Here is a 19601-nt window from a genome sequence, read left to right on the forward strand (position 1 = left end):
CGCGCGGCGTGGCTACCCTGAAGGCCAAACCGTTCTGGCCGGGCGTGGGCTGCGGCGGCCGCCGCTCTCCTCAGTTGCTGGCGCCGACCCCGGCATAGAAGCTGGCGCGGCCGTGCAGCGTCGTGCTGATCGTGCCGGGCGCCTGCTCGCTCCCCTGGTCCGTCCCCTGCTGCCCGAGCGTGTCAGCCGGGGGCGCGGGCAGCGGGCCGCAGGCGCTGAGGCCGAGGCAAAGCACGCCCGGCAGGAACAGGCCAAGGCGAAGCCGGCTGCCCGGCCCGAGATAGCGGCGGGGGCAGGATCGGCCGCACACGCGCTCACCCGCGGGGATGGCCGAGGCGGGCGCATCGGTCATGGGGCGGCAGCGGCAGGTGCGGCGCGCTGGGCAGGCAAAGGCGCGGATGCGGCAGCAGCGGGAGTGGGGTTGGCGGTCTGGGCGGCGGGGGCGGCAGTCAGGGCTTCGGCGCGTTCCGCTGCGGCGAAGAGGTTGAGCCGGGAATAGACGCCGAAGGGCGTGCCATTATCCAGGAAGCCGCCGCCCGGCGCCTCGGTCTCGGTCAGAATCTGATCGGCAACGGTGAGGCTGAGCGTCGGGAAGGCCGCGGTCAGCAAATAGCCCGCTTCTGGCGCCAGCTTACCCACATCTTCCTCTCCCATGGCCGTTTTGGGAAAGACCACCGGCAGCCCGTAGGACAGGGTCGCGGCATAGACCAGGCCATCGCTGGCCAGATTGTCGAACCGCCCATGATCGGCTGCCGCGCAGGCGGCGATGGTGCCGCCGCAAGCGCTGGCGAGCAGGGTTCGGGCATCGTCCCGCGCGGCTTGCACCGCAGCGCCGATATCCTTGAGCGGTGGCGCGCCTTTCAGGGGCAGCGCAAGGTAGAGGCTGCGCTGGGCGAGGAGCTGCGCGATGTCGTAAGTCGCCAGCGTCCGCCCGGCGATCACGTCCATCGCATAATGGGCACCGAGGATGATGCGGTCGTCACCATATTCCGCGGCGCGGGCCATCAGTTGCGGGTAACGCTCCGGCACCAGCAGGGAGAGTATCAGCGCGCCGGTGAAGGCATAGGTCGTGTGGCCGCTCGGGAAGCTCGGGCTATTCACGAGGTCCGCCATTGGGCCGCGGGTATAGGTCGTGTTGTCCGCCGGGGCGTTGAAATAGTCGTGCCCGGTGAACTGCGGCAGGCCGGTGATCGTCAGGAAGGGGCGCGCGTTGCCGAAATGGCCGGCGCCCGCACTGCCGGCGGGATGGCCGTAGGCGCGGCCAAAAACATCCGGCTCGGCCCGCATGTCCCGCATCAGGCTGCTCGCCGCGTCCGAGGCGGCGTCCTTGCCGTCCAGCGTGCCGTTGGCGAAGAAGTATTTGCCGGCACCCGCATCGGCATGCGTCAGCGCAAGCGCGTAAGCGATGAGGCGGTGGACGGCGGGGGAGAGGTTCGTGAAGGCGGTGGGGCTCGTGTAATGCGCCCGCGCCTCATAGGCTCCGTCCAGCGTGGTGCCGAGGCCATCGGCGATGCCTGCGAGGTTGCCGCTGGTGATGAAGGCATCGCGCAGCGCCTGCCGCTGCTGCTCGGGGAAGGGAAGGGGCAGGGGCAAGCCCGCCTCGCCAGTCGCGATGGAGCGGGTCACTGCGAAGTTCGCGCCGAGGGCGGCCTTGCCGTCAGCGGTATTGGGCAGGGCTTCGATCGGGGCCAGCCCGCGGATCGCCGCGAGATTGGGCGCTGTCTGCGCCATGGCGTGCAAGGGCAGCACCCCGCCGAGCAAGGCAGAGGCCAGAAGCAGTTTCCGGTGCATGGATCATCCCTCTCGCCCGGCCCCGATGGCAGGGCGGGCAATCCCTAGCATGCCGAAACCTGGGGCGGAACACGCGCCGGTCAGCGGCCAAATCCCTGCTGCGGCAGGAGGTATCGTCGGCCTGTGATTTGGAGGGAAACCCTGGCTCCCGGAGTAGGACTCGAACCTACGACCGAGCGATTAACAGTCGCTTGCTCTACCAACTGAGCTATCCGGGAACAGCGGGCGCGCACCCTATAGCGGAGGTGTCACGCGCATGCAACGCCGCCCGGGGCGAGAATTTTACGGCTTCGCTGCAAGGCTCCGTCCCGCTTTCGCATGGCGGCCGACCGTCGCGGCTTCTCCTCGCCCGGCTGCCATGCTAAGCCCGCTTCCGGTTGCGAGAGTGGCGGAACGGTAGACGCAGTCGACTCAAAATCGACCGGCGCAAGCCATGGGGGTTCGAATCCCCCCTCTCGCACCAGCCGATCCCATCCCCACCTGACGCTGCACCTGTCATCAAAAGGATCGGGCATGCAGTTATTTCAGTGTCAGCAGTGTGGGCAGCTGCTCTTCTTCGAAAATACCGCCTGCGAAAGCTGCGGCGCCTGCTTGGGCTACGATCCGGAGGTGAGCGACCTTCGGGCACTTGCACCCGCTTCCGAGGGGGCAGGGGATCGCTGGCTGCCGATCGGCGATGGGGCCGTCGAGTTCCGCTTTTGCGACAATGCGGCGCAGAACGCCTGCAACTGGCTGATCCCAGCGGATTCCGCCGATCGTTTCTGCCGCGCCTGCCGCTACAACCGAACGATCCCTGATCTCTCGATTGCCGCCAATGCAGCGGCGTGGTGGCGGCTGGAGCAGGCGAAGCACCGCCTCTTCTATCAGTTGATCAAGCTGCGGCTGCCGATGCCCGGGCGTGACGAAAGCCCGACCGGTCTCGCTTTCGATTTCCTGGCCGAGGAGGCGGCCCCGGGTAAGGTGCTTACCGGCCATGCCGATGGGCTCATCACACTCAACCTGCACGAGGCGGACGATGCCGAGCGGGAGCGCATGAGAAGCGCGATGGGCGAACCCTACCGCACCCTGCTCGGCCATTTCCGTCATGAGATCGCGCATTTCTATTGGGATGTCCTGGTGCGGGATGGCGGGCGGCTGGAGGAATGCCGGGCGATCTTCGGCGATGATCGGCAGGACTATGCGGCCGCCCTGCAGGCCCATTATCAGGCGGGCGCGCCGGCCGATTGGCAGAACGCTTTCATTTCGCAATATGCCACCGCCCATCCCTGGGAGGATTTCGCCGAAACCTGGGCCCATTACCTGCACATCGTCGATACGCTGGAGACCGCCACCACCTTTCAGATCACCGTCCATCCGAAGAAGACCGAGAATCCGGATCTGCACGCCGATATCACCAGCAATCCCTATAAGGCGCCGAGTGCGGCCGCGCTGGTCGAGAACTGGATTCCGCTCACCTTCGCGCTCAACAGCCTCAATCGCAGCATGGGGTTGAACGACCTCTACCCCTTCGTTTTGAGCGCGGCGGTGATCGAAAAGCTCGGCTTCATCCACCGCCTGGTGCAGATGGCGGGGGCTCGGAACGCGCCTCGGCCGGATGCGGCCGTCTGAGGCCGGGCGGCTCTCCCGCCTGCCGCTCGCAACCAAAGGGCATAAAAAAGCCGACCGGGGCGCGAACCCCGGCCGGCTCTTTGCGCATCGAAGCCGCGCTTACTTGGACTTGAGCGCGTCCCGTGCCGCATCCTTGGCGCCGCCGACGGCATTCTGGATCTTGCCGCCGATCTTCTCGCCCTTGCCTTCGGCTTCCATCTTGCGGTCGCCCGTCACTTTGCCGGCGGCTTCCTTGACGCTGCCCTTGACCTGATGGCCGATACCAGCGGTACGATCTTTGTCCATGTGATGTCGCTCCCTTGTGATGGGGGATACGCCGATCGCATCCCGTTATCGTCACAGATAAGAATTCGCCGGAGATTATGAAGGCTCTATTCTTGCGAGCTCCGATCACAACGACGTGCATATTGCAAGATCACAGGCTTCCCCAAATAAAAAGCCGCATCTTTGATGCGGCTTTTTACGTTCCCTCGATGAAAACTACTCAGTAGGCTCGACGATTGAACAGCGCATGATAGATCAGCAGCAGGATAACGGCGCCGACGATGGCGACGATCATGCTCCACAAGTTGAAGCCCGTGATGCCGGCCGCGCCCACGGCATGGAAGATGAACCCGCCGACGAGCGCGCCGACGATGCCGAGCGCGATATCCATGAACACGCCCGAACCCGAGCGGTTGACGATCTTGCTCGCGATGAAGCCCGCGATAAGGCCCAGAACAATCCAGCCGATGATGGACATTGCACTTCTTCCTCACATTGCTGCAGCGGCCGCCCCGGCCTCCGCCTTACGTGAGGAGAAGGGGATGATGATGCGATCTTCAAGGGCCGCGGCGGCCCTCCGCCCCAATGCGGAAGGGAAGCCGCGGCCCGGCGCCTTTGCCCCAGCCCTCAGGCCGGGCGGAGGGCGCCGTAGAGGCTGCGATAGAGCGGCAAGCGCGCCTCATAGGCGGCCCGCAGCGCGGGATCGGGCGCGAAGCTCGCAACGCGTTGCGGCGGCTGGCAGAGCTGCCGCGGATCTTCCCCAGTCGCGGCCAGCCGCCCGAGGCGCGCCGCCCCGATCGCCGCGCCATGCTCGCTCTCCGCCACGCGATGCAGGGTAAGGCCAAGCACCGAGGCGAGGATCATGATCCAGAGATCGCTGCGCGAGCCACCGCCGACCACATCCGCTTCGGTAATCTCCGTGCCTGCGCTCCTCAGCGCGTCCAGGCAGTCTCGAAACGAAAAGGCAACGCCTTCCATTACCGCCTGCGTCATCGCCGCCCGGCCGGAATCGGCGGCGAGGCCGACGAAGGCGCCCCGCACCTGGCCATCATTATGCGGCGTGCGTTCGCCCTTGAGATAGGGAAGGAAGGTCACGGGCGAAGGGGCGGTTGGCGGCTTCGGCAGGTCCGCCTGCAGCGCCGCCGGCGCAGTCCCCGTCACCTGGCTCCACCAATCCATGCTGCCGGCCGCCGAAAGCGTCACCCCCATCTGGTGCCAAAGCCCGGGCAGCGCATGGGCGAAAGCATGCACGGTCGCTGCCGGATTAGGCCGGAAGCGGTCGGTCGTCACCCACAGCACGCCCGAGGTGCCGAGCGAGAGAAAGGCGCTGCCCGGACGGATCGCGCCGAGGCCCACGGCGCTCGCCGCATTGTCGCCCGCGCTGCCCGCGACCACCGGGCGCTCGGCCATCTGCCAGCGGGCGCGCAGCGCCTCCTGCAGGTGCCCCCCAGGCGCGGAGCCCTCGACCAGCCGCGGCATCTGCGCGAGGGAGAGGCCGGTCGCGGCCAAGGCTTCGGCCGACCAGGCGCGCGCCGCCACATCCAGCCAGAGCGTGCCCGAAGCATCCGACATGTCTTCGATCATCTCGCCCGTGAAGCGGTAGCGCAGATAGGCTTTGGGCAGCAGGACATGCGCGATGCGGGCAAAAATTTCCGGCTCATGCGCCTTCACCCAGAGGAGTTTCGGCGCCGTGAAGCCCGGCATCGCGGGATTGCCGGCAATATCGCGCAAGGCCGGGAAGGTCGCTTCGAGGGCCCGGCACTCCGCCTCCGATCGGGTATCGTCCCAGAGAATCGCCGGGCGGAGCGGCGTGCCTGCCGCATCCAGCAGCACCGCGCCGTGCATCTGGCCGGAAAGCCCGATGCCGCGCACCGCGGCGAGCGCGGCCCCATGGCTTTCGGCCAGGCGATCGACCGCGCGGAGCGTTGCCTGCCACCAATCCTCCGGCTGCTGTTCGCTCCATCCGGGCTTGGGCCGGGAGACTGAGAGCGGCTCGGTATGGCTCGCCCGAACCGCCTCCGACTCGTCGACCAGCACGACTTTGACCCCGGAGGTGCCGAGATCGATGCCCAGATACATGCCGCTTCTCCCAGATCGCAACTTTATGCCGAGAAGTGAATAGCAGAGGCCTAAGCCCTTCGGGAGGGGCGACCCTGGTTTGTGTTGCGCTGCGATCACAGGCTCGGGAGCGGGAGCCTCTTGCAGGGAATTTCGCGCAATTTCCTGTTGCTGCACGGCATTTGCCCGGCTAAAGGATGCCAGAGAGTTAATTTTCTCTTGTCATTTGGGCTGTTCCGGCCCCGATAGCCTGGCAACTTAAGTCATTTTTTGCGGAGATGGCGTAAATGAGCGGTGTAACAACCATGAGTGGCGGCGCGACGCCCCTCAACTTTTCCTCCACGGCCGGCGGCTCCCCGAGCGCGTTCGGTAACGCTTTCGGCTCCGGCACGTCCTACACGGGCATCAGCGGCTCCGGCGCCGTCTCCGTCTCTGGCGCGGCGGTGATCAACTCCTCCAACACGGCGCTGACGATCTCCGGCGCCTCCGGGATCACGGACAACAGCGCCGGCAACAACAGCATCACGCTGGCGACAACGACGAAGTTCTTCAGCCAGGCGGGAGACACGATCTCCGCCAGCAGCGGCGCGACCACCATGTATGGCGCGAACTTCGGCCAGACGACCTTCACCTCGACGGGTGCGCTGAACTCCATCGTCGGCGGCAACGGCAATATCCAGGGCACCTCGACCGGCGCGAACTCGCTGCTCACCGGTGGTCAGGGCATCAGCCTCTTCACCGTGACCGGCGCCAACAGCGTGGTGGTCGCCGGTGCCAAGGGCGTCACCGGTGTCGATCTCAGCAAGAGCACGGGCCCCGAGGCTTTCTTCACGAACCCGGGCAGCACGAGCGGCCTCTCGGTCGTCTATATGGGCAGCGGTGCTGACTCCTTTATCGGCGGCGCAGGCACCAACATCGTCCGCGCCGGCTCCGGCCCGGATACCTTCGCCTTTCTGAACGGCCATGCCGGTGGCACGACCTATATCCTGGGCTTCAACAGCAACGACCAGGTTATCGGCAACTACAACGGTATCTCGAGCGAGACGATCACCTCTGGCAGCGATGTCATCACGCTGTCCGACAACACCAAGATCGTGCTCGTCAACTACGACCACAAGATCTTCTAAGATCGAAGGATGCGGGCTGCCCCCGGTGTTCCGGGGCGTGGCTCCGCCATCTCCGCCAAAGCCGCCCGGAGCCTCCGCTCCGGGCGGTTTTTTTATGCGCGATGGGACGATTGTCGGCCCGGCCGTGCGTCCGGCAGTTGCTTTCGCCGCCCAAGCTGAGCGACACCGCTCAGAGATGCTGTTCGGAGCTTTCGATGACTGAGCCTCGGGTGCTGATAGGTGCGCGGATCCTCACGGATGCCGGTTTGCAGGAGGAACAGGCGCTCGTCCTCCAGGGTGGCAAGATCGGGCCTCTGCTGCCGGCCGGCGCGGGCGTTCCGGCCGGCCATCAGCCTTGGCCCTTGCCCGCGGGCTCCATCCTCGCGCCCGGCTTCATCGACGTGCAGGTCAATGGCGGTGGGGGCGTGCTCTTCAACGAAACGCCGACGGCGGAGGGCGCGGCGCGGATCGCCGCCGCCCATCGGCAGTTCGGCACCACCTCTCTCCTGCCGACGGTGATCACCGATGCGCCTGGAGTGATGCAGGCGGGGTTCGCGGCGGCGCGGCAGGCGCTGGCCGATCCGCTCAGCGGCGTCGCCGGACTGCATCTGGAAGGGCCTTTCATCAGCCCCCATCGCCCCGGCGTGCATCAAGCCTCCGCCATTCGGCGGCTGACGGAGGCGGATATCGCCTGGCTGGCTGAGGCCGCGCGCCACCTTCCGCTGCTCCTGACCTTGGCGCCGGAGGAAGCGAGCGACGCGCAGTTGCGCCAATTGGCGGAAGCCGGCGTGGTGCTCAGCGCCGGGCACACGGCAGCGGATGCCGGCCGCATAGCCGAGGCCCTGGCGCTCGGCCTCAGCGGCTTTACCCATCTCTTCAACGCCATGCCGCCGCTCGCTGGGCGGGAGCCGGGCCCGGTGGGTGCGGCGCTGCTCGATCGCACGGCCTGGTGTGGCCTTATTGCCGACGGCGTTCACGTCCATCCGCTCTCGCTGAAACTGGCGCTCGCCGCCCGGCCGGAGGATCGGATGATCCTGGTGACGGATGCGATGAGCGTGCAGGGGACGAGCGCGGAGAGCTTTATGCTCTACGGCGCGCGGATCTTGCGGCGGAACGGCCGCCTGGTCCGGGAGGATGGAACCCTCGCCGGCGCGGATCTCGACATGGCGCAGGCGGTGCGTAACGCGGTCGATCTGCTCGGCCTGCCGGTGGCGCGCGCGTTGCGCATGGCCTCCACCTATCCAGCCGCCTTCATGCGGCTTCAGGATCGCGGGCGCATTGCCCCCGGGCTGCGGGCCGATCTCGTGCTGCTTTCGCCGGACTTGCGGGTGCTCGGCACCTGGGTCGCGGGGGAATACCGCGCCGCCTGATCGCGCCCCGCGCCGCGGCCGGGATTGCGCCTCTCACTCCATCGGCGCGCCGCGCAGCTTCTTGATGCCGGCGCGTTTGGCCTTGCCGTCCAATCGCCGCTCCTGGCTGCCGCGGGTCGGGCGGGTCGGTCGGCGGCGGCGGGGCACTTCGGCCGCGGCCAGCAGCAGCGCGTCCAGCCGGGCCAGCGCATCCTCGCGATTGCGCAACTGGCTGCGGAAGGATTGCGCGAGGATGATGATGACGCCCTCCTGCGTCATCCGCTGCCCGGCGAGGCGCGGCAGCCGCGCGAGCAGGCCCTCCGGCAATCCGCTCACGCCCCGGCTATCGAAGCGAAGCTCCACCGCCGTGGCAACCTTGTTGACATTCTGGCCGCCCGGCCCGCTCGCATGCACGAAGCGGAAGCCGAGATCGGCTTCGTCGAGAACGAGGCCGGAGGGGAGGGTGATGCGTGCCATGCTTGCGCGGCCTCTGTCCTCTGCACAGAAAAGGGCGCCCGGACCAAGCCCGGGCGCCCCCTCCTATAGCCGCAAAAGCCGCCCTGGGGTTCAGCCGGCGATGACGCGCAGCTGCGCGGTGCGCGGACGCGCCGCCATCTCCTCATAAACCGAGACATAATCGGCCGCCATGCGCCGCGCGCTGAAGCGCTCTTCGAAGCGCGCCCGCACCTGTGCCCGGCTCAGCTCGCCGATCCGGTTCACCGCGCGCACCGCATCCGTCTCGTCGCGCGTGATAAAGCCGGTCAAGCCATCCTCGATCACCTCCGGCACCGAGCCGCGTTCATAGGTGATCACCGGCGTGCCGCAGGCCATCGCCTCGATCATCACGAGGCCGAAAGGCTCCGGCCAGTCGATCGGGAAGAGCAGGGCATGCGCGCCGGAAAGGAAATCCGGCTTCTGCATCTCGTTGATCTCCCCGATGAACTCGACATGGGGAAGGGAGAGCAGCGGCTTGATCACGCTCTGGAAATATTCTTCGTCCGCCGCATCCACCTTGGCCGCGATCCGCACCTTCATCCCCGCCTTGCCGGCGATGTGGATCGCCTTGTCCACGCCCTTCTCGGGCGAGACACGGCCGAGCACGGCGAGATAGTCCTGCTTCACGTCCCGCGGGGTGAGGAGGTTGGTCGGCAGCCCATGATGCACGGTGCGCACCCAGTTGAGGTTCGGCACCGGGGCGCGCTGGCTATCCGAGATCGAAACCAGCGGCACCTTCGGGAAGGAGCCGTAGATCTCGACGAATTCCGGCAGGTCGAGGCGGCCGTGAATGGTCGTGACGAAAGGCGTCGGCTGGCGGGAAAAGAGGGAAAACGGCAGATAGTCATTATGGAAGTGGATGACATCGAACTCGTCCACCCGCTCGCGGATCGCTTCCATCATCATCATATGCGGGGCCATCCGGTCCCGGATATTCGGGTTCAGCCGCAGCGCCTCTTCGCACATGGGTTCGAGCTTGGCCGCGGTCCGGCTATCGCCGCTCGCGAACAGCGTCACCTCATGGCCCTGGGCCACCAGCTCCTCGGTCAGGAAGGAGACGACCCGTTCGGTCCCGCCGTAGAGGCGCGGAGGCACGGCTTCATAAAGCGGGGACACTTGCGCGATACGCATCTGAGTACAAACTCCTCAAGCGCCGTGCCGCCCTAGGATGGCGGGCTCTCACGGCAAATCCTTTGACTGCTAACGAGATAGCTAGGTTCGTTCACATCCTGGTTCAATTCTCTGAACCTCATTGTGAAGCATCGGGTCCGAATGTGGCGAAATCTCGGCGCTAAAGCTTTGAAAAATAGGCAATTGGTCGGAAGTCGCCCTATTTCCGCTACGATCTGATTTTAACTGTCTCGTCAACCCGAAGTGATGGCCGGGCGCCTGGCTTGCGCACCATGTGCAGGCGGCGAGGCTTCCTTGAGGGATGAGGCAGGGATGATCAGCCAGGCTCGCGCCGCTGGTCTCTCCCCATGCAGAAGGGGTTTGGTATGAGCGAGATGAGGCGAACGGCGACGGATCGGCAGGGCGCATTCGCGAACGAGGCGGGCCCGGGCGGCGCGCCGGATGGGGTCGCACCCGGCAAGACTGCCGCGCTCCTGGGCCTGCGCGGCCGCCCCATTCGGTTCCTCCTGCATTTCGTCGCCCGCCACCCTTGGGCGCATGCCGGCGTGCTCGCCTCCGTGCTCGTCGCGGTGCTCTGCTCGGTGATGACCCAGTATGGGCTCAAGAACCTCGTGGATGCGGTCTCCCATGGCCATGGCGCCGCGGCGCTCCGCGGTGTCTGGATCGCCTTTGGCGTGCTCGCCGTGCTGATCGCGGCCGACAACCTCATGTGGCGCGCCGGCGGCTGGATCGCTGCCCGGCTGTTCGTGGAAGTCACCGGCGATGTGCGGCGGGATCTCTTCAACCACCTCGCCGGCCATAGCCCGAGCTATTTCGCCGATCGTCTGCCCGGCACGCTGGCCGGCCGCGTCACCGCCACGGCCAATGCCATCTTCACCACCGAGAACACCCTCGCCTGGAACATTCTGCCGCCGGTCGTCGCGGTCATCTTCTCGATCGCCCTCGTCACCTCGGTCAATCCAATGATGGCGCTCGCCATGTTCGCCATCAGCGCGACGCTCGCGGCGATCATCTTCTTCCTCGCCAAGCGCGGCGGCCCGCTTCACCGTAGCTATGCGAGTGCTGCCTCCCGCGTGGATGGCGAGCTTGTCGATGTCATCGGCAATATCGCCGTGGTGCGCGCCTTCGGCGCCACGTTTCGGGAATCGAAGCGCATCGCCGAGACGATCGGCGACGAGATGGGCGCGCGCTATGGCAGCCTCAAATACCTGGAGAAGCTGCGCCTGCTGCATGCCGTCATCACCGCCATCTTCTCGGCCGGTGTGATGGCCTGGGCGGTGCTGCTCTGGGCGGCGGGCCATGCGACGCCGGGGGATATCGTGCTCGTCGGCTCGCTCTGCTTCACCATTCTGCACGGCACCCGCGATCTCGCGGTCGCCCTCGTCGATCTCACCCAGCATGTCGCCCGGCTGGAAGAGGCGACCACGACGCTGCTGATCCCGCATGCGCTGCCGGATGCGCCCAATGCGCGGCCGCTGCTGCTCACGGCCGGGGGTGTGCGCTTCGATGATGTGCGCTTCTCCTATCCGGGCCGGCCGGAAGTGCTGAAGGGCGTCTCGATCACGATCGAGCCGGGCCAGCGCGTGGGCCTCGTCGGCTCCTCGGGCGCCGGCAAATCCACCATTCTCAGCCTCATGCAGCGCTTCTATGACCCGAGCGAGGGCCGCATCATGATCGACGGGCAGGAGATCGCCCGGGTGACGCAGGAAAGCCTGCGCCAGGGCATGGCGGTGGTGCCGCAGGATATCTCGCTCTTCCATCGCTCGGTGCTCGAGAATATCCGCTATGCCCGCCCCTCCGCGACGACGGCCGAGGTGCTGCACGCGGCCGAACTCGCCCGCTGCCGCGATTTCATCGAGGCGCTCCCCGAGGGGTTCGAGACGATCGTGGGCGACCGCGGCACCAAGCTCTCGGGCGGCCAGCGCCAGCGTATCGCGATCGCCCGCGCCATCCTCAAGAACGCGCCGCTGCTGCTGCTGGATGAGGCGACCTCCGCCCTCGATACCGAATCCGAGCAGGCGATCCAGGGTGCGCTCGACACGCTGATGGAAGGCCGCACGGTGGTCGCGATCGCGCATCGCCTCTCCACCCTCCGCAACTTCGACCGCATCATCGTCATGCATGATGGCGCGGTGGTGGACGATGGCTCGCCGACCGAGCTTTCCTCCCGGCCCGGCCCCTATCGGGATCTGCTGACGCGCCAGAACGTCATTCCGATGGTGCGGGCGGCGTGAAGCGCCCCGCCATCGTCGCCTCCTCCACCCTCTCTCCGCCGCTCTTCTCGAAGGAACGACCCTGATGGACGAGACGATTTTCGGCCAGGCGCTGACGGATCTGCGCGGCGCGGCCGCGGGCCTGCGGGGCGCGGCGGAGGCCGGCCGGCTTATCGTGGTCTCCAACCGTGTGGCGCCGATCGAGGAAGGGCAGCCCACCGCCGGCGGCCTCGCTGCCGGGGTGCTCGATGCCTTGCAGGATAAGGGCGGCCTCTGGATCGGCTGGAGCGGCGATATCGCCGCCAATGGCCAGAGCCTTATTCAGCCGGAGCGGCAGAAGGGCCGCATCCGCCTGCAGATGCTCGATCTCGCGCAGAGCGATTACGAGGAATACTACCGCGGCTTCGCCAATTCTGCCCTCTGGCCGGTGCTGCATTACCGCGCCTCGCTCGCCCGCTTCTCCCGCAGCCACTATGCCGGCTACAAGCGCGTGAACGATCTTTTCGCCCAAGCCGTGGCCGAGGGCCTGGCTGGCGAGGATATCGTCTGGGCACATGATTACCACCTCCTCGGGCTCGCCGCGGCGCTCCGCGCGCGCGGGGTGCAGAACCGCCTCGGCATCTTTCTGCACACGCCTTTCCCCACCGCCCCGGTCTTCATGACGCTCCCGGTGCATGGCGAACTCGCCCGTGCCCTTTGCCAGTACGATCTCATCGGCTTCCAGACCGAGGCCGACCGCCGCGCCTTCGAGGATTACGTGCTGCGCGAGGCGGATGGCCACCTGCTGCCCGGCCGCGCGCTGATGGCCTTCGGCCGCGTCGTGCGCACCGGCGTCTATCCGATCGGCGTGCAGACGGAGGAGATCCGCGCCCAGGCGAGCCCCGCCCTCGCCTGCCCGCAGGTGGCGAAGCTGCATGCCTCGATCGGCGAGACCAAGCTCATCATCAGCGTCGATCGGCTCGACTATTCCAAGGGCCTCGCAGAACGCTTCCTCGCCTATGAGCGGTTCCTCGAACAGAACGAGAGCCGCCGCGGCTCCGTCACCTTCCTCCAGATCGCGCCGCCCTCGCGCTCGGATGTCGAGACCTATCGGGAGATCCGGCTGGAGCTGGAAGGCGAGGCGGGGCGGATCAACGGGCGTTTCGCGGAGCTGGACTGGACGCCGCTGCGCTACCTGAACAAGGGCTTCGCACGGCAGAGCCTGATGCCGATGTATGCGCTCGCCGATGTCGGGCTGGTCACGCCGATGCGGGATGGCATGAACCTCGTCGCCAAGGAATATGTCGCAGCGCAAGACCCGATCGATCCCGGCGTCCTCGTGCTGTCGCAATTCGCCGGTGCCGCCTGCGAGCTGAAGGCGGCGCTCTTGGTCAATCCGCATGACCCGGACGAGATTGCGGAGGCGCTGGAGCAGGCGCTCTCCATGCCGCTCGCCGAGCGGCGGGAGCGCCATGGCGAGATGATGGCAATGCTCCGCCGCAACAGCCTCGGCGTCTGGCGGGATCGGTTCCTCGGCGATCTCAACCGGCGGGCCTGAGCGGGGTGGGGCGCCTGTAACGACGTGACGCAAAAGGGGGGCTGCGCAGGCTGCAAATCCGCCGCAATCTGGGTGCCTCATGCGGCCCTCGGTGCCGTTTCCGGTGGAACACGATATGCCTGAAACTCCGCTTGCTCCCTTACCCTCCACCCCCGCAGCCGCGCGCCCCGCTCCCGCCCGGGCGGGGTGGCCGGAAGGGCGCGTGGCACTGCTCTGCTTCGTCCTGATCCTGATCGTGGGCTTCATCGCCCGGATCTATGATATCGCTGACATGCCCTTCTGGCTCGACGAGGTGACGACGGTCGAGCGGGCGAGCCTTCCCTTCTGGGACATGGTGGCCAATTCCCTCGCCAATCACCACTTACCCTCTTATTTCGCGCTGGTCGGGCTGTTCGGCGCCCATGGCATGACGGAGATGGCGCTGCGCCTGCCCTCCGCGATTTTCGGCGCCGGCTGCTGCGGCGTGCTCTTTCTCATCGGGCGGGTCTTGGGTGGCTGGAGGGCCGGGCTCGTCGCCGGGCTTCTCCTCGCCCTCTCGCCGCTTCAGGTGCAGTATGGGCAGGAGGCGCGCTCCTATACCTTCGTCCTGCTGATGATGGCGATCGGGCTGCTCGGCTTCGTGCAGCTGGCGCAGGATCCGCGCGCCGCCAGCCTGCCGCGCGGTGCGGCGGGGGGACGCCTCGGCCCCTGGATCGTCTATACGCTCGGCACGCTCGGCGGCCTCTACGTGCTCAGCACCGCTTTCTTCTGGCTCATTTCCGCCAATCTCGCGGCGTTGGCCATGCTGCTGATCGATCGCCGCGGCTTCGATCGGCGGCGCTTCCTCTCCCGCTGGCTGATCGCCCAGGCGGTCATTCTGCTGCTGACCCTGCCTTGGTTCGGCGCCATGGACTATTTCACCCATGGCAAGATGACCAATGCCACCAATTGGGTGCCGCAGATCACCTGGCACAGCTTCCTCTCGGTGGTCGGCTCGCTCTATCTCATGCGCGTCACCCGGCTGATCAGCTTTCACGTCTTTCCCGCCGCCGTGCCGGGCTTCGGCGTGCTCGTCTTCATCCTCGGCATCTTCGGGCTGATCTATCTGCGGCGCGGCCTCAAACAGGGCGCCCGGCCGCCCGGGCTCATCGCCGCCCTCATCATCGCGGCAGCGGTGCCGCCGCTGCTCATTCTCCTCATCTCCATCGTCAAGCCGCTCTGGATGCCGCGCTACCTGCTATGGAGCACGGTGCCCTTCCTGGTCTTCGTCGGGCTCGGCATCAATGCCTTGCCGCGGCGCTGGCGCGATGGGGCGATCGCCCTGCTCGGCGTGCTCGCCCTGCTCAACCTGCTGCCCTATTACCGGGCCGAGACCAAGCCGCGCTGGGATCTCGCGGCGAGCGCGCTGACGCATGAGATGCAGCCCGGGGATCTCATCCTCGCGTCAGACGAACTGCCCGTCTATATGATGAACTTCTTCCTCAAGCGGCACGATACGGTCATCCCGGCGTCGAACTGGACCACGGATGTCTTCCACGCCGCCCAGCATCTGGCGGCGGGCGGCCGGGTCTGGGTCATGTTCGGCCGCGTCGGCCAGGCGGATCGCACGGCCGCGCCGAATTTCGCCCGCATCATCAAGCCGCTCGGCCGGCCGGTGGCGGATGTCGAGGTCGGAGACCTGATTCACATGAAGCTTTTCGTGGGCCCCCCAGGCCCCGTGGCGCAGCCTGGCCCGGCGACGGTCACGGCAGGGGACTGCCGGGATCATGTGACGGATCGCAAGCAAGCTCGAACCGCGACGATCCCGGCCGCCTGTGATTCGCTGGCCCTGCAATAGGGGGCGGCCGGCGCAGGCTCTGGGCGAGGGAGAGGCAGGCGGGACTTCGCGCCCCGCTCAGACTTCCTCGACCTGTTCGACCGCCACCACTTCGGGGACGTAGTGGCGCAGCATATTCTCGATCCCATGCTTGAGGGTCGCGCGCGATGAGGGGCAGCCGCTGCAGGCCCCCTGCATATGCAGCTTCACGATCCCGTCCCGATAGCCGTGGAAGACGATATCGCCGCCATCGCCGGCCACCGCCGGGCGCACCCGGGTATCGAGCAGCTCCTTGATCTGATCGACGATTTCCTGATCCTCGGGCGAGACGTCCTCAGCCATCGCGGGCTGATGCTCGGCGATCATCACCGGCCGTCCGGCGACGAAGTGATCGACCAGCGTGCCGAGCACCTGGGGCTTGAGGTCTGCCCAGGCTTCCTCTTCCGTCTTGGTGACGGTGATGAAATCATGCCCGAGGAAGACGCGGCTGACGCCGGGCAGGGTGAAGAGCGCGCTGGCGAGCGGGCTGCGGTCGGCCGTCTCGGGGGAGGAGAAGTCAGCCGTCGTGCTTCCCATCACCGCGCGGCCCGGGAGGAATTTGAGGGTCGCCGGATTCGGCGTGCCTTCGGTCTCGATGAACATGGAGGAGTGACCCGCTTCTGGACGATGACGTGCGTCTTATACAGGACGGCAGCGGTCCTGTAACTTGAAAGCGGGCGAAGGCCAGACCTGCAGCGGGGAAGAGGCTCGGGCATCAGGCCCTTGGGCCGGGATCGCCCGGTGAGGGGCGATCCCGGCGAGGGGCGGGTCCGAGAGGCTCGCTTAAACCAGGCGAGCCGCTTGGCGGGAGGGGGAGGCGCGCCGCTTAGTGCGCGCCCCGCACCACCTTGTAGTTGCGGCGGACGACATCGAGCAGTTCCGGCACCGAAGTCTCGGCCGAGGCGCGCTCGAAGGTCACTTCACCATGCTGGAACATCATGATCCGGTCGGCCACTTCCAGCGTCTGCGCGTAGTTATGCGCGATCATGATGAGCGAGAGATCGCCGCGCTTCTTCAGCCGCTCGATGAGGTCGAGGATGAGGCCGGATTCGCGGGCACCCATGGCGGCGAGCGGCTCGTCGAGCAGCAGGATCTTCGCCTTGGAATAAACCGCGCGCGCGATGGCGACGGCCTGTCGCTGCCCGCCCGACAGCATCGAGACTTCCTCATTCACATTCGGGATGTTCACCCCGATATCCTCGAGCGCATCGGCCGCGCGCTGGCGCATGGTCTTGTGGTCGAGCAGTCGGAGCGGGCCGCCGCGCAGCGGTTCCCGGTTGAGGAACATGTTGTGGTAGATCGACAGGCTCGGGACCAGGGCCAGATCCTGATAGACGCATTCGATGCCGAGGGCGCGGGCGTGATCCACCGATTTGAGGGCGACCGGCTCGCCATTGATGGTGAGCTGACCGCTGGTGGGCGCCTGATAGCCGGTGAGGATCTTGATGAGGGTGGACTTGCCGGCCCCGTTATCGCCGAGGATGCCGAGCATCTCGCCCCGCCGCAGGTGCAGGGAGACGCCGTTCAGCGCGGTGACGGCACCGAACCGCTTGACGATGTTTTCCCCGCGCAGCGCTTCCACGCCGGGCGCACCCGCAGGGGCGGCGGTGGCCATCTGTTGAGCCTCGCTCATTTGCTCCTCCGCATCGTGCGCATCCGGGCGAAGTGGATGTTGATGATCATGGCGAGCAGGATCGCCGCGCCGATGATGATGTTGAAGGTGAAGGCATTGATGCCGTTGATCGTGAAGCCATCCTGCAGCACGGCGAGCACGAGGCCGCCGAAGAGGCCGCCGATGATGGTGCCCGAGCCGCCCATGAGGGAGGTGCCGCCGATCACCGAGGCCGCAACCGCCATGAACATCATGTTGGCGCCGCCGGCCAGCGGATCGGTCGAGCCGATGCGCGAGGCTTCGAGGATGCCGGCAAGGCCCGCGAGGATCGCGGTGATGACGAAGTTGCCGATCTTGATGCGCGAGACATGGATGCCGGATTCGGCCGAGCCAATGAGATTGCCGCCGACGGCGGTGGTGTGCAGGCCCCAGCGGGTATTACGCAGGACGCCGTGCATGAGGAGGACGATGACGACCGCCCAGATGACTTCGGCGAAGCCGCCGTTGCCCATCAGGAAGGTGAAGAGACCGTTGGTTGGCGTATCAACGGGAAAGCCGCTCGAAATGGTCAGCGTGAAGCCGTTGATGAGGAACATCGTGCCGAGCGTGGTGATGAAGGACGGCACGCGCAGCTTGACCGAGACGAGGCCGTTGAACAGGCCGATGAGGCCGACACCGGCGAGGGCGAGCACGAAAGAGAGGATCAGCGGCACGCCGGCTTGATGCGCGAAATACATCAGGAAGGGCGCGAGCGCGAAGACCATGCCGGCCGAGAGGTCGATTTCGCCGCAGATGAGCAGCATGATCTCGCCGGCGGCGATGATCACCCAGGGCGACAGCATCTGCGACAGCGTCTGCAAGTTCGGCCGCGTCAGGAAGTTGCCGTTCGAACTCTCGAAGTAGATGACGAGAAGAATCGCGACGACCAGGATGCTGCCCTCACGGATCTTCAGGAAGCCGTGCAGGCTCCGCGTTCCGATATGCGGCCGGGCTGGGGCCCCGGGACTCGCCGGTGAGGGTTTTTCGATGTGTGCGCTCACTGGTTCTCCAATCAATAACAATGCGCTTGCGGCAAAGCCGGCCGGCGCCGATGAGGGCGCCGGCCGGCTCGCTTTCGCTGAACTTAGCCGATCGGGCCGGAGCGCGGGACGATCTGCGGCGTGCTGGAATTGCCCTCGTAACGGGTCTTCGTCTTGAGGTAGGGGCCGACGCCGTCCTTGGTCACGAACTTCAGGCCGGTATTGATGTCGGCCGGGCCGCTCAGCCCGCCGGACGCCATGAAGAGGAACATTTCCATCACGGTGTAGAAGCCCTGCAGATAGGGCTGCTGGTCGATCGTGAAGTCGAGGACGCCCTCGTTGATCAGTTCGAGCGTCTTCGGCAGCAGGTCGAAGCCGCCGCCATGGATGCCCTTCTTGACGAGGCCATACTGCTTCATCGTCTGCGCGATGCTCTGCGTGGAACCGGCATCCACCGCGAACATGCCCTTCACGTCCTGATGCCCGAGGTAATAGGCCTGGATCTTGCCAAGCTCCTCGTTGATCGTGGCGCCGGTCGCGATTTCGGAAACCGTGATCGCCTTGCCGGATTTGGCGATCGCCGCCTTGGCGCCGTCGAGGCGGGGCTGGATGTTCAGCTGGCCCGGCGTCGCGATGAAGAGCGCGACCTTGCCGGAATCGACCAGGCTCGCGATCCGCTCGCCCATCAGATAGCCGGCCTGGTAGAGATCCTGGCCGATATAGGCGAGGCGCTTGTTCGGGCTGCCGGGCGGCACGTCCGCATTATACGCGAAGACCGGAATGCCGGCCTGCAGGGCGGCATCGGTCGGCGCGTTGAACGCCTTCGGATCGACGAGGCAGCAGGCGATGGCATCGGCCTTGGAAGCGATGGCCGCGTTGAAGGAGTTCACCATCTGCCCGGCATCGCTCGTCTCGGAGCCGGTCCACTGATAGCTGCAGCCGAGCAGCTTGCAAGCGTCCGCGATGCCGTACTGCGTCGGCACGAAGAAGGGGTTGGTCGTCACGTGGTTGACGAAGACGAACTTCCAGCGCGGATGGTTCGGGAAAGCGGTGCTCGCGGCGCGCGCCTGGGTCGCGAGGCCGGCGAGCATGGTCGCCGCGGCGCCGGCGGTCGCGCCCGTCAGCAGGCCGCGGCGGCGGAGTGCCGCATGGCTCGGGCCCGTTTCATCATTCAGCAGGGTCTTGCGGTCCTGATCGTCGGTCATGGAAACTCCCCAAAATTCGGGCGCTGTTCAGGAGGAGGCTGCCCGAGTCTCGTTATATTCTGGTGACGTGGCTTGGCCCGCGGCACACTCGCGCCGGGACGGCGCGCGCCCGCCTATCTGGGGCATGCGCTTTTGGGGTGTCAATGGTCTGACCTATCGCAAACCGCGCTTCAAGACCCCTTGCGATGAAAAATTCTTCAGCCGATGTTGCCCTCACAAAAGCCGGGAGACGGAACAAATGACGCAACCGCCGGAGCCCGCCGCGAAACTGTCGCTCACCGCGCTGAATGCGCTGTCGCCCGCGGCTTTTTCCGCACATTTGTCCGGCGTTTTTGAAAAAACGCCATGGATCGCGGCAGCCGCGGCGGGGCGCCGGCCC

The 19601-nt window shown here is 66.5% G+C and carries 17 protein-coding genes and 2 tRNA genes; 7 read left to right on the forward strand and 12 right to left on the reverse strand.

The window, feature by feature from the left end; all coding sequences use genetic code 11:
* Positions 1 to 70 precede the first annotated feature (70 nt).
* The 3 genes from ACYQ7X_RS14350 to ACYQ7X_RS14360 form a co-directional block, all read right to left on the reverse strand.
* Positions 71 to 352, reverse strand: a complete 282-nt coding sequence (locus tag ACYQ7X_RS14350; RefSeq protein WP_459697739.1) for a hypothetical protein — start codon at positions 350 to 352, stop codon at positions 71 to 73.
* Positions 349 to 1791, reverse strand: a complete 1443-nt coding sequence (locus tag ACYQ7X_RS14355) for a phosphatase PAP2 family protein (protein ID WP_459697740.1) — start codon at positions 1789 to 1791, stop codon at positions 349 to 351. Before ACYQ7X_RS14355 ends, ACYQ7X_RS14350 begins: the two co-directional genes overlap by 4 nt.
* Before the next feature lie 142 nt (positions 1792 to 1933).
* Positions 1934 to 2009, reverse strand: a tRNA-Asn gene (locus tag ACYQ7X_RS14360).
* A gap of 161 nt (positions 2010 to 2170) precedes the next feature.
* On the opposite strand from ACYQ7X_RS14360, the gene ACYQ7X_RS14365 reads away from it, so the two are divergent.
* A tRNA-Leu gene (locus tag ACYQ7X_RS14365) sits at positions 2171 to 2254 on the forward strand.
* Positions 2255 to 2304: 50 nt separating this feature from the next.
* A complete protein-coding gene (locus tag ACYQ7X_RS14370; protein WP_459697741.1) occupies positions 2305 to 3399 on the forward strand; it encodes a zinc-binding metallopeptidase family protein in 1095 nt (364 codons plus the stop codon).
* Between the two features lie 99 nt (positions 3400 to 3498).
* On the opposite strand, the gene ACYQ7X_RS14375 is transcribed toward ACYQ7X_RS14370, so the two are convergent.
* The 3 genes from ACYQ7X_RS14375 to xylB all read right to left on the reverse strand — a co-directional run bounded on the left by ACYQ7X_RS14375 (position 3499) and on the right by xylB (position 5742).
* Positions 3499 to 3684: a CsbD family protein gene (locus ACYQ7X_RS14375; RefSeq protein ID WP_459697742.1), complete on the reverse strand. Its 186-nt coding sequence runs from the start codon at positions 3682 to 3684 to the stop codon at positions 3499 to 3501.
* A gap of 199 nt (positions 3685 to 3883) precedes the next feature.
* Positions 3884 to 4141: a GlsB/YeaQ/YmgE family stress response membrane protein gene (locus tag ACYQ7X_RS14380; RefSeq protein WP_459697743.1), complete on the reverse strand. Its 258-nt coding sequence runs from the start codon at positions 4139 to 4141 to the stop codon at positions 3884 to 3886.
* Between the two features lie 149 nt (positions 4142 to 4290).
* Positions 4291 to 5742 (reverse strand): xylulokinase, encoded by a 1452-nt coding sequence (gene xylB, locus ACYQ7X_RS14385; protein WP_459697745.1) that lies wholly within the window; start codon positions 5740 to 5742, stop codon positions 4291 to 4293.
* A gap of 284 nt (positions 5743 to 6026) precedes the next feature.
* Between xylB and ACYQ7X_RS14390 the strand changes: the two genes are divergently transcribed.
* Entirely contained in the window at positions 6027 to 6848 is an 822-nt protein-coding gene (locus ACYQ7X_RS14390; protein WP_459697746.1) for a hypothetical protein, read from the forward strand.
* Positions 6849 to 7042: 194 nt separating this feature from the next.
* Positions 7043 to 8197, forward strand: coding sequence for an N-acetylglucosamine-6-phosphate deacetylase (gene nagA, locus ACYQ7X_RS14395; RefSeq protein ID WP_459697747.1), 1155 nt, complete (start codon positions 7043 to 7045; stop codon positions 8195 to 8197).
* Between the two features lie 33 nt (positions 8198 to 8230).
* On the opposite strand, the gene arfB is transcribed toward nagA, so the two are convergent.
* On the reverse strand, positions 8231 to 8653 hold the full coding sequence (arfB, locus tag ACYQ7X_RS14400) for an alternative ribosome rescue aminoacyl-tRNA hydrolase ArfB (protein ID WP_459697748.1): 423 nt from the start codon (positions 8651 to 8653) through the stop codon (positions 8231 to 8233).
* 90 nt (positions 8654 to 8743) lie between these two features.
* The gene (locus ACYQ7X_RS14405) at positions 8744 to 9802 is read right to left on the reverse strand and encodes a glycosyltransferase family 4 protein (RefSeq protein WP_459697749.1); all 1059 of its coding nucleotides are present in this window, start codon (positions 9800 to 9802) and stop codon (positions 8744 to 8746) included.
* 365 nt (positions 9803 to 10167) lie between these two features.
* Here ACYQ7X_RS14405 and ACYQ7X_RS14410 point away from each other — a divergent pair, with 365 nt between their 5' ends.
* From ACYQ7X_RS14410 to ACYQ7X_RS14420, 3 genes are all read left to right on the forward strand, one after another.
* On the forward strand, positions 10168 to 12036 hold the full coding sequence (locus ACYQ7X_RS14410; protein WP_459697750.1) for an ABC transporter ATP-binding protein: 1869 nt from the start codon (positions 10168 to 10170) through the stop codon (positions 12034 to 12036).
* A gap of 64 nt (positions 12037 to 12100) precedes the next feature.
* On the forward strand, positions 12101 to 13552 hold the full coding sequence (locus ACYQ7X_RS14415) for an alpha,alpha-trehalose-phosphate synthase (UDP-forming) (protein WP_459697751.1): 1452 nt from the start codon (positions 12101 to 12103) through the stop codon (positions 13550 to 13552).
* 202 nt (positions 13553 to 13754) lie between these two features.
* A complete protein-coding gene (locus ACYQ7X_RS14420; RefSeq protein WP_459697752.1) occupies positions 13755 to 15368 on the forward strand; it encodes a hypothetical protein in 1614 nt (537 codons plus the stop codon).
* A gap of 57 nt (positions 15369 to 15425) precedes the next feature.
* Here ACYQ7X_RS14420 and ACYQ7X_RS14425 read toward each other — a convergent pair whose 3' ends face one another.
* The 4 genes from ACYQ7X_RS14425 to ACYQ7X_RS14440 all read right to left on the reverse strand — a co-directional run bounded on the left by ACYQ7X_RS14425 (position 15426) and on the right by ACYQ7X_RS14440 (position 19222).
* Positions 15426 to 15989, reverse strand: coding sequence for a NifU family protein (locus ACYQ7X_RS14425; RefSeq protein WP_459697753.1), 564 nt, complete (start codon positions 15987 to 15989; stop codon positions 15426 to 15428).
* A gap of 223 nt (positions 15990 to 16212) precedes the next feature.
* The gene (locus tag ACYQ7X_RS14430) at positions 16213 to 17019 is read right to left on the reverse strand and encodes an ATP-binding cassette domain-containing protein (protein WP_459697754.1); all 807 of its coding nucleotides are present in this window, start codon (positions 17017 to 17019) and stop codon (positions 16213 to 16215) included.
* Positions 17016 to 18038, reverse strand: a complete 1023-nt coding sequence (locus tag ACYQ7X_RS14435) for an ABC transporter permease (protein ID WP_459697755.1) — start codon at positions 18036 to 18038, stop codon at positions 17016 to 17018. The genes ACYQ7X_RS14430 and ACYQ7X_RS14435 overlap by 4 nt, the downstream gene beginning before the upstream one ends.
* A gap of 83 nt (positions 18039 to 18121) precedes the next feature.
* On the reverse strand, positions 18122 to 19222 hold the full coding sequence (locus ACYQ7X_RS14440; RefSeq protein WP_459697756.1) for a substrate-binding domain-containing protein: 1101 nt from the start codon (positions 19220 to 19222) through the stop codon (positions 18122 to 18124).
* Between the last annotated feature and the right edge of the window lie 379 nt (positions 19223 to 19601).

It is taken from the genome of Acidisoma sp. C75 (genome assembly GCF_054665095.1).

What these genes read in the sequence shown, in the direction of transcription:
- ACYQ7X_RS14375 (WP_459697742.1), bottom strand. Translation starts at nt 3,684, where the DNA reads ATGGACAAAGATCGTACCGCTGGTATCGGCCATCAGGTCAAGGGCAGC.
- ACYQ7X_RS14350 (WP_459697739.1), bottom strand. Translation starts at nt 352, where the DNA reads ATGACCGATGCGCCCGCCTCGGCCATCCCCGCGGGTGAGCGCGTGTGC.
- ACYQ7X_RS14440 (WP_459697756.1), bottom strand. Translation starts at nt 19,222, where the DNA reads ATGACCGACGATCAGGACCGCAAGACCCTGCTGAATGATGAAACGGGC.
- ACYQ7X_RS14430 (WP_459697754.1), bottom strand. Translation starts at nt 17,019, where the DNA reads ATGAGCGAGGCTCAACAGATGGCCACCGCCGCCCCTGCGGGTGCGCCC.
- ACYQ7X_RS14425 (WP_459697753.1), bottom strand. Translation starts at nt 15,989, where the DNA reads ATGTTCATCGAGACCGAAGGCACGCCGAATCCGGCGACCCTCAAATTC.
- ACYQ7X_RS14380 (WP_459697743.1), bottom strand. Translation starts at nt 4,141, where the DNA reads ATGTCCATCATCGGCTGGATTGTTCTGGGCCTTATCGCGGGCTTCATC.
- nagA (WP_459697747.1), top strand. Translation starts at nt 7,043, where the DNA reads ATGACTGAGCCTCGGGTGCTGATAGGTGCGCGGATCCTCACGGATGCC.
- ACYQ7X_RS14415 (WP_459697751.1), top strand. Translation starts at nt 12,101, where the DNA reads ATGGACGAGACGATTTTCGGCCAGGCGCTGACGGATCTGCGCGGCGCG.
- ACYQ7X_RS14370 (WP_459697741.1), top strand. Translation starts at nt 2,305, where the DNA reads ATGCAGTTATTTCAGTGTCAGCAGTGTGGGCAGCTGCTCTTCTTCGAA.
- ACYQ7X_RS14405 (WP_459697749.1), bottom strand. Translation starts at nt 9,802, where the DNA reads ATGCGTATCGCGCAAGTGTCCCCGCTTTATGAAGCCGTGCCTCCGCGC.
- ACYQ7X_RS14410 (WP_459697750.1), top strand. Translation starts at nt 10,168, where the DNA reads ATGAGCGAGATGAGGCGAACGGCGACGGATCGGCAGGGCGCATTCGCG.
- ACYQ7X_RS14390 (WP_459697746.1), top strand. Translation starts at nt 6,027, where the DNA reads ATGAGTGGCGGCGCGACGCCCCTCAACTTTTCCTCCACGGCCGGCGGC.
- ACYQ7X_RS14355 (WP_459697740.1), bottom strand. Translation starts at nt 1,791, where the DNA reads ATGCACCGGAAACTGCTTCTGGCCTCTGCCTTGCTCGGCGGGGTGCTG.
- arfB (WP_459697748.1), bottom strand. Translation starts at nt 8,653, where the DNA reads ATGGCACGCATCACCCTCCCCTCCGGCCTCGTTCTCGACGAAGCCGAT.
- xylB (WP_459697745.1), bottom strand. Translation starts at nt 5,742, where the DNA reads ATGTATCTGGGCATCGATCTCGGCACCTCCGGGGTCAAAGTCGTGCTG.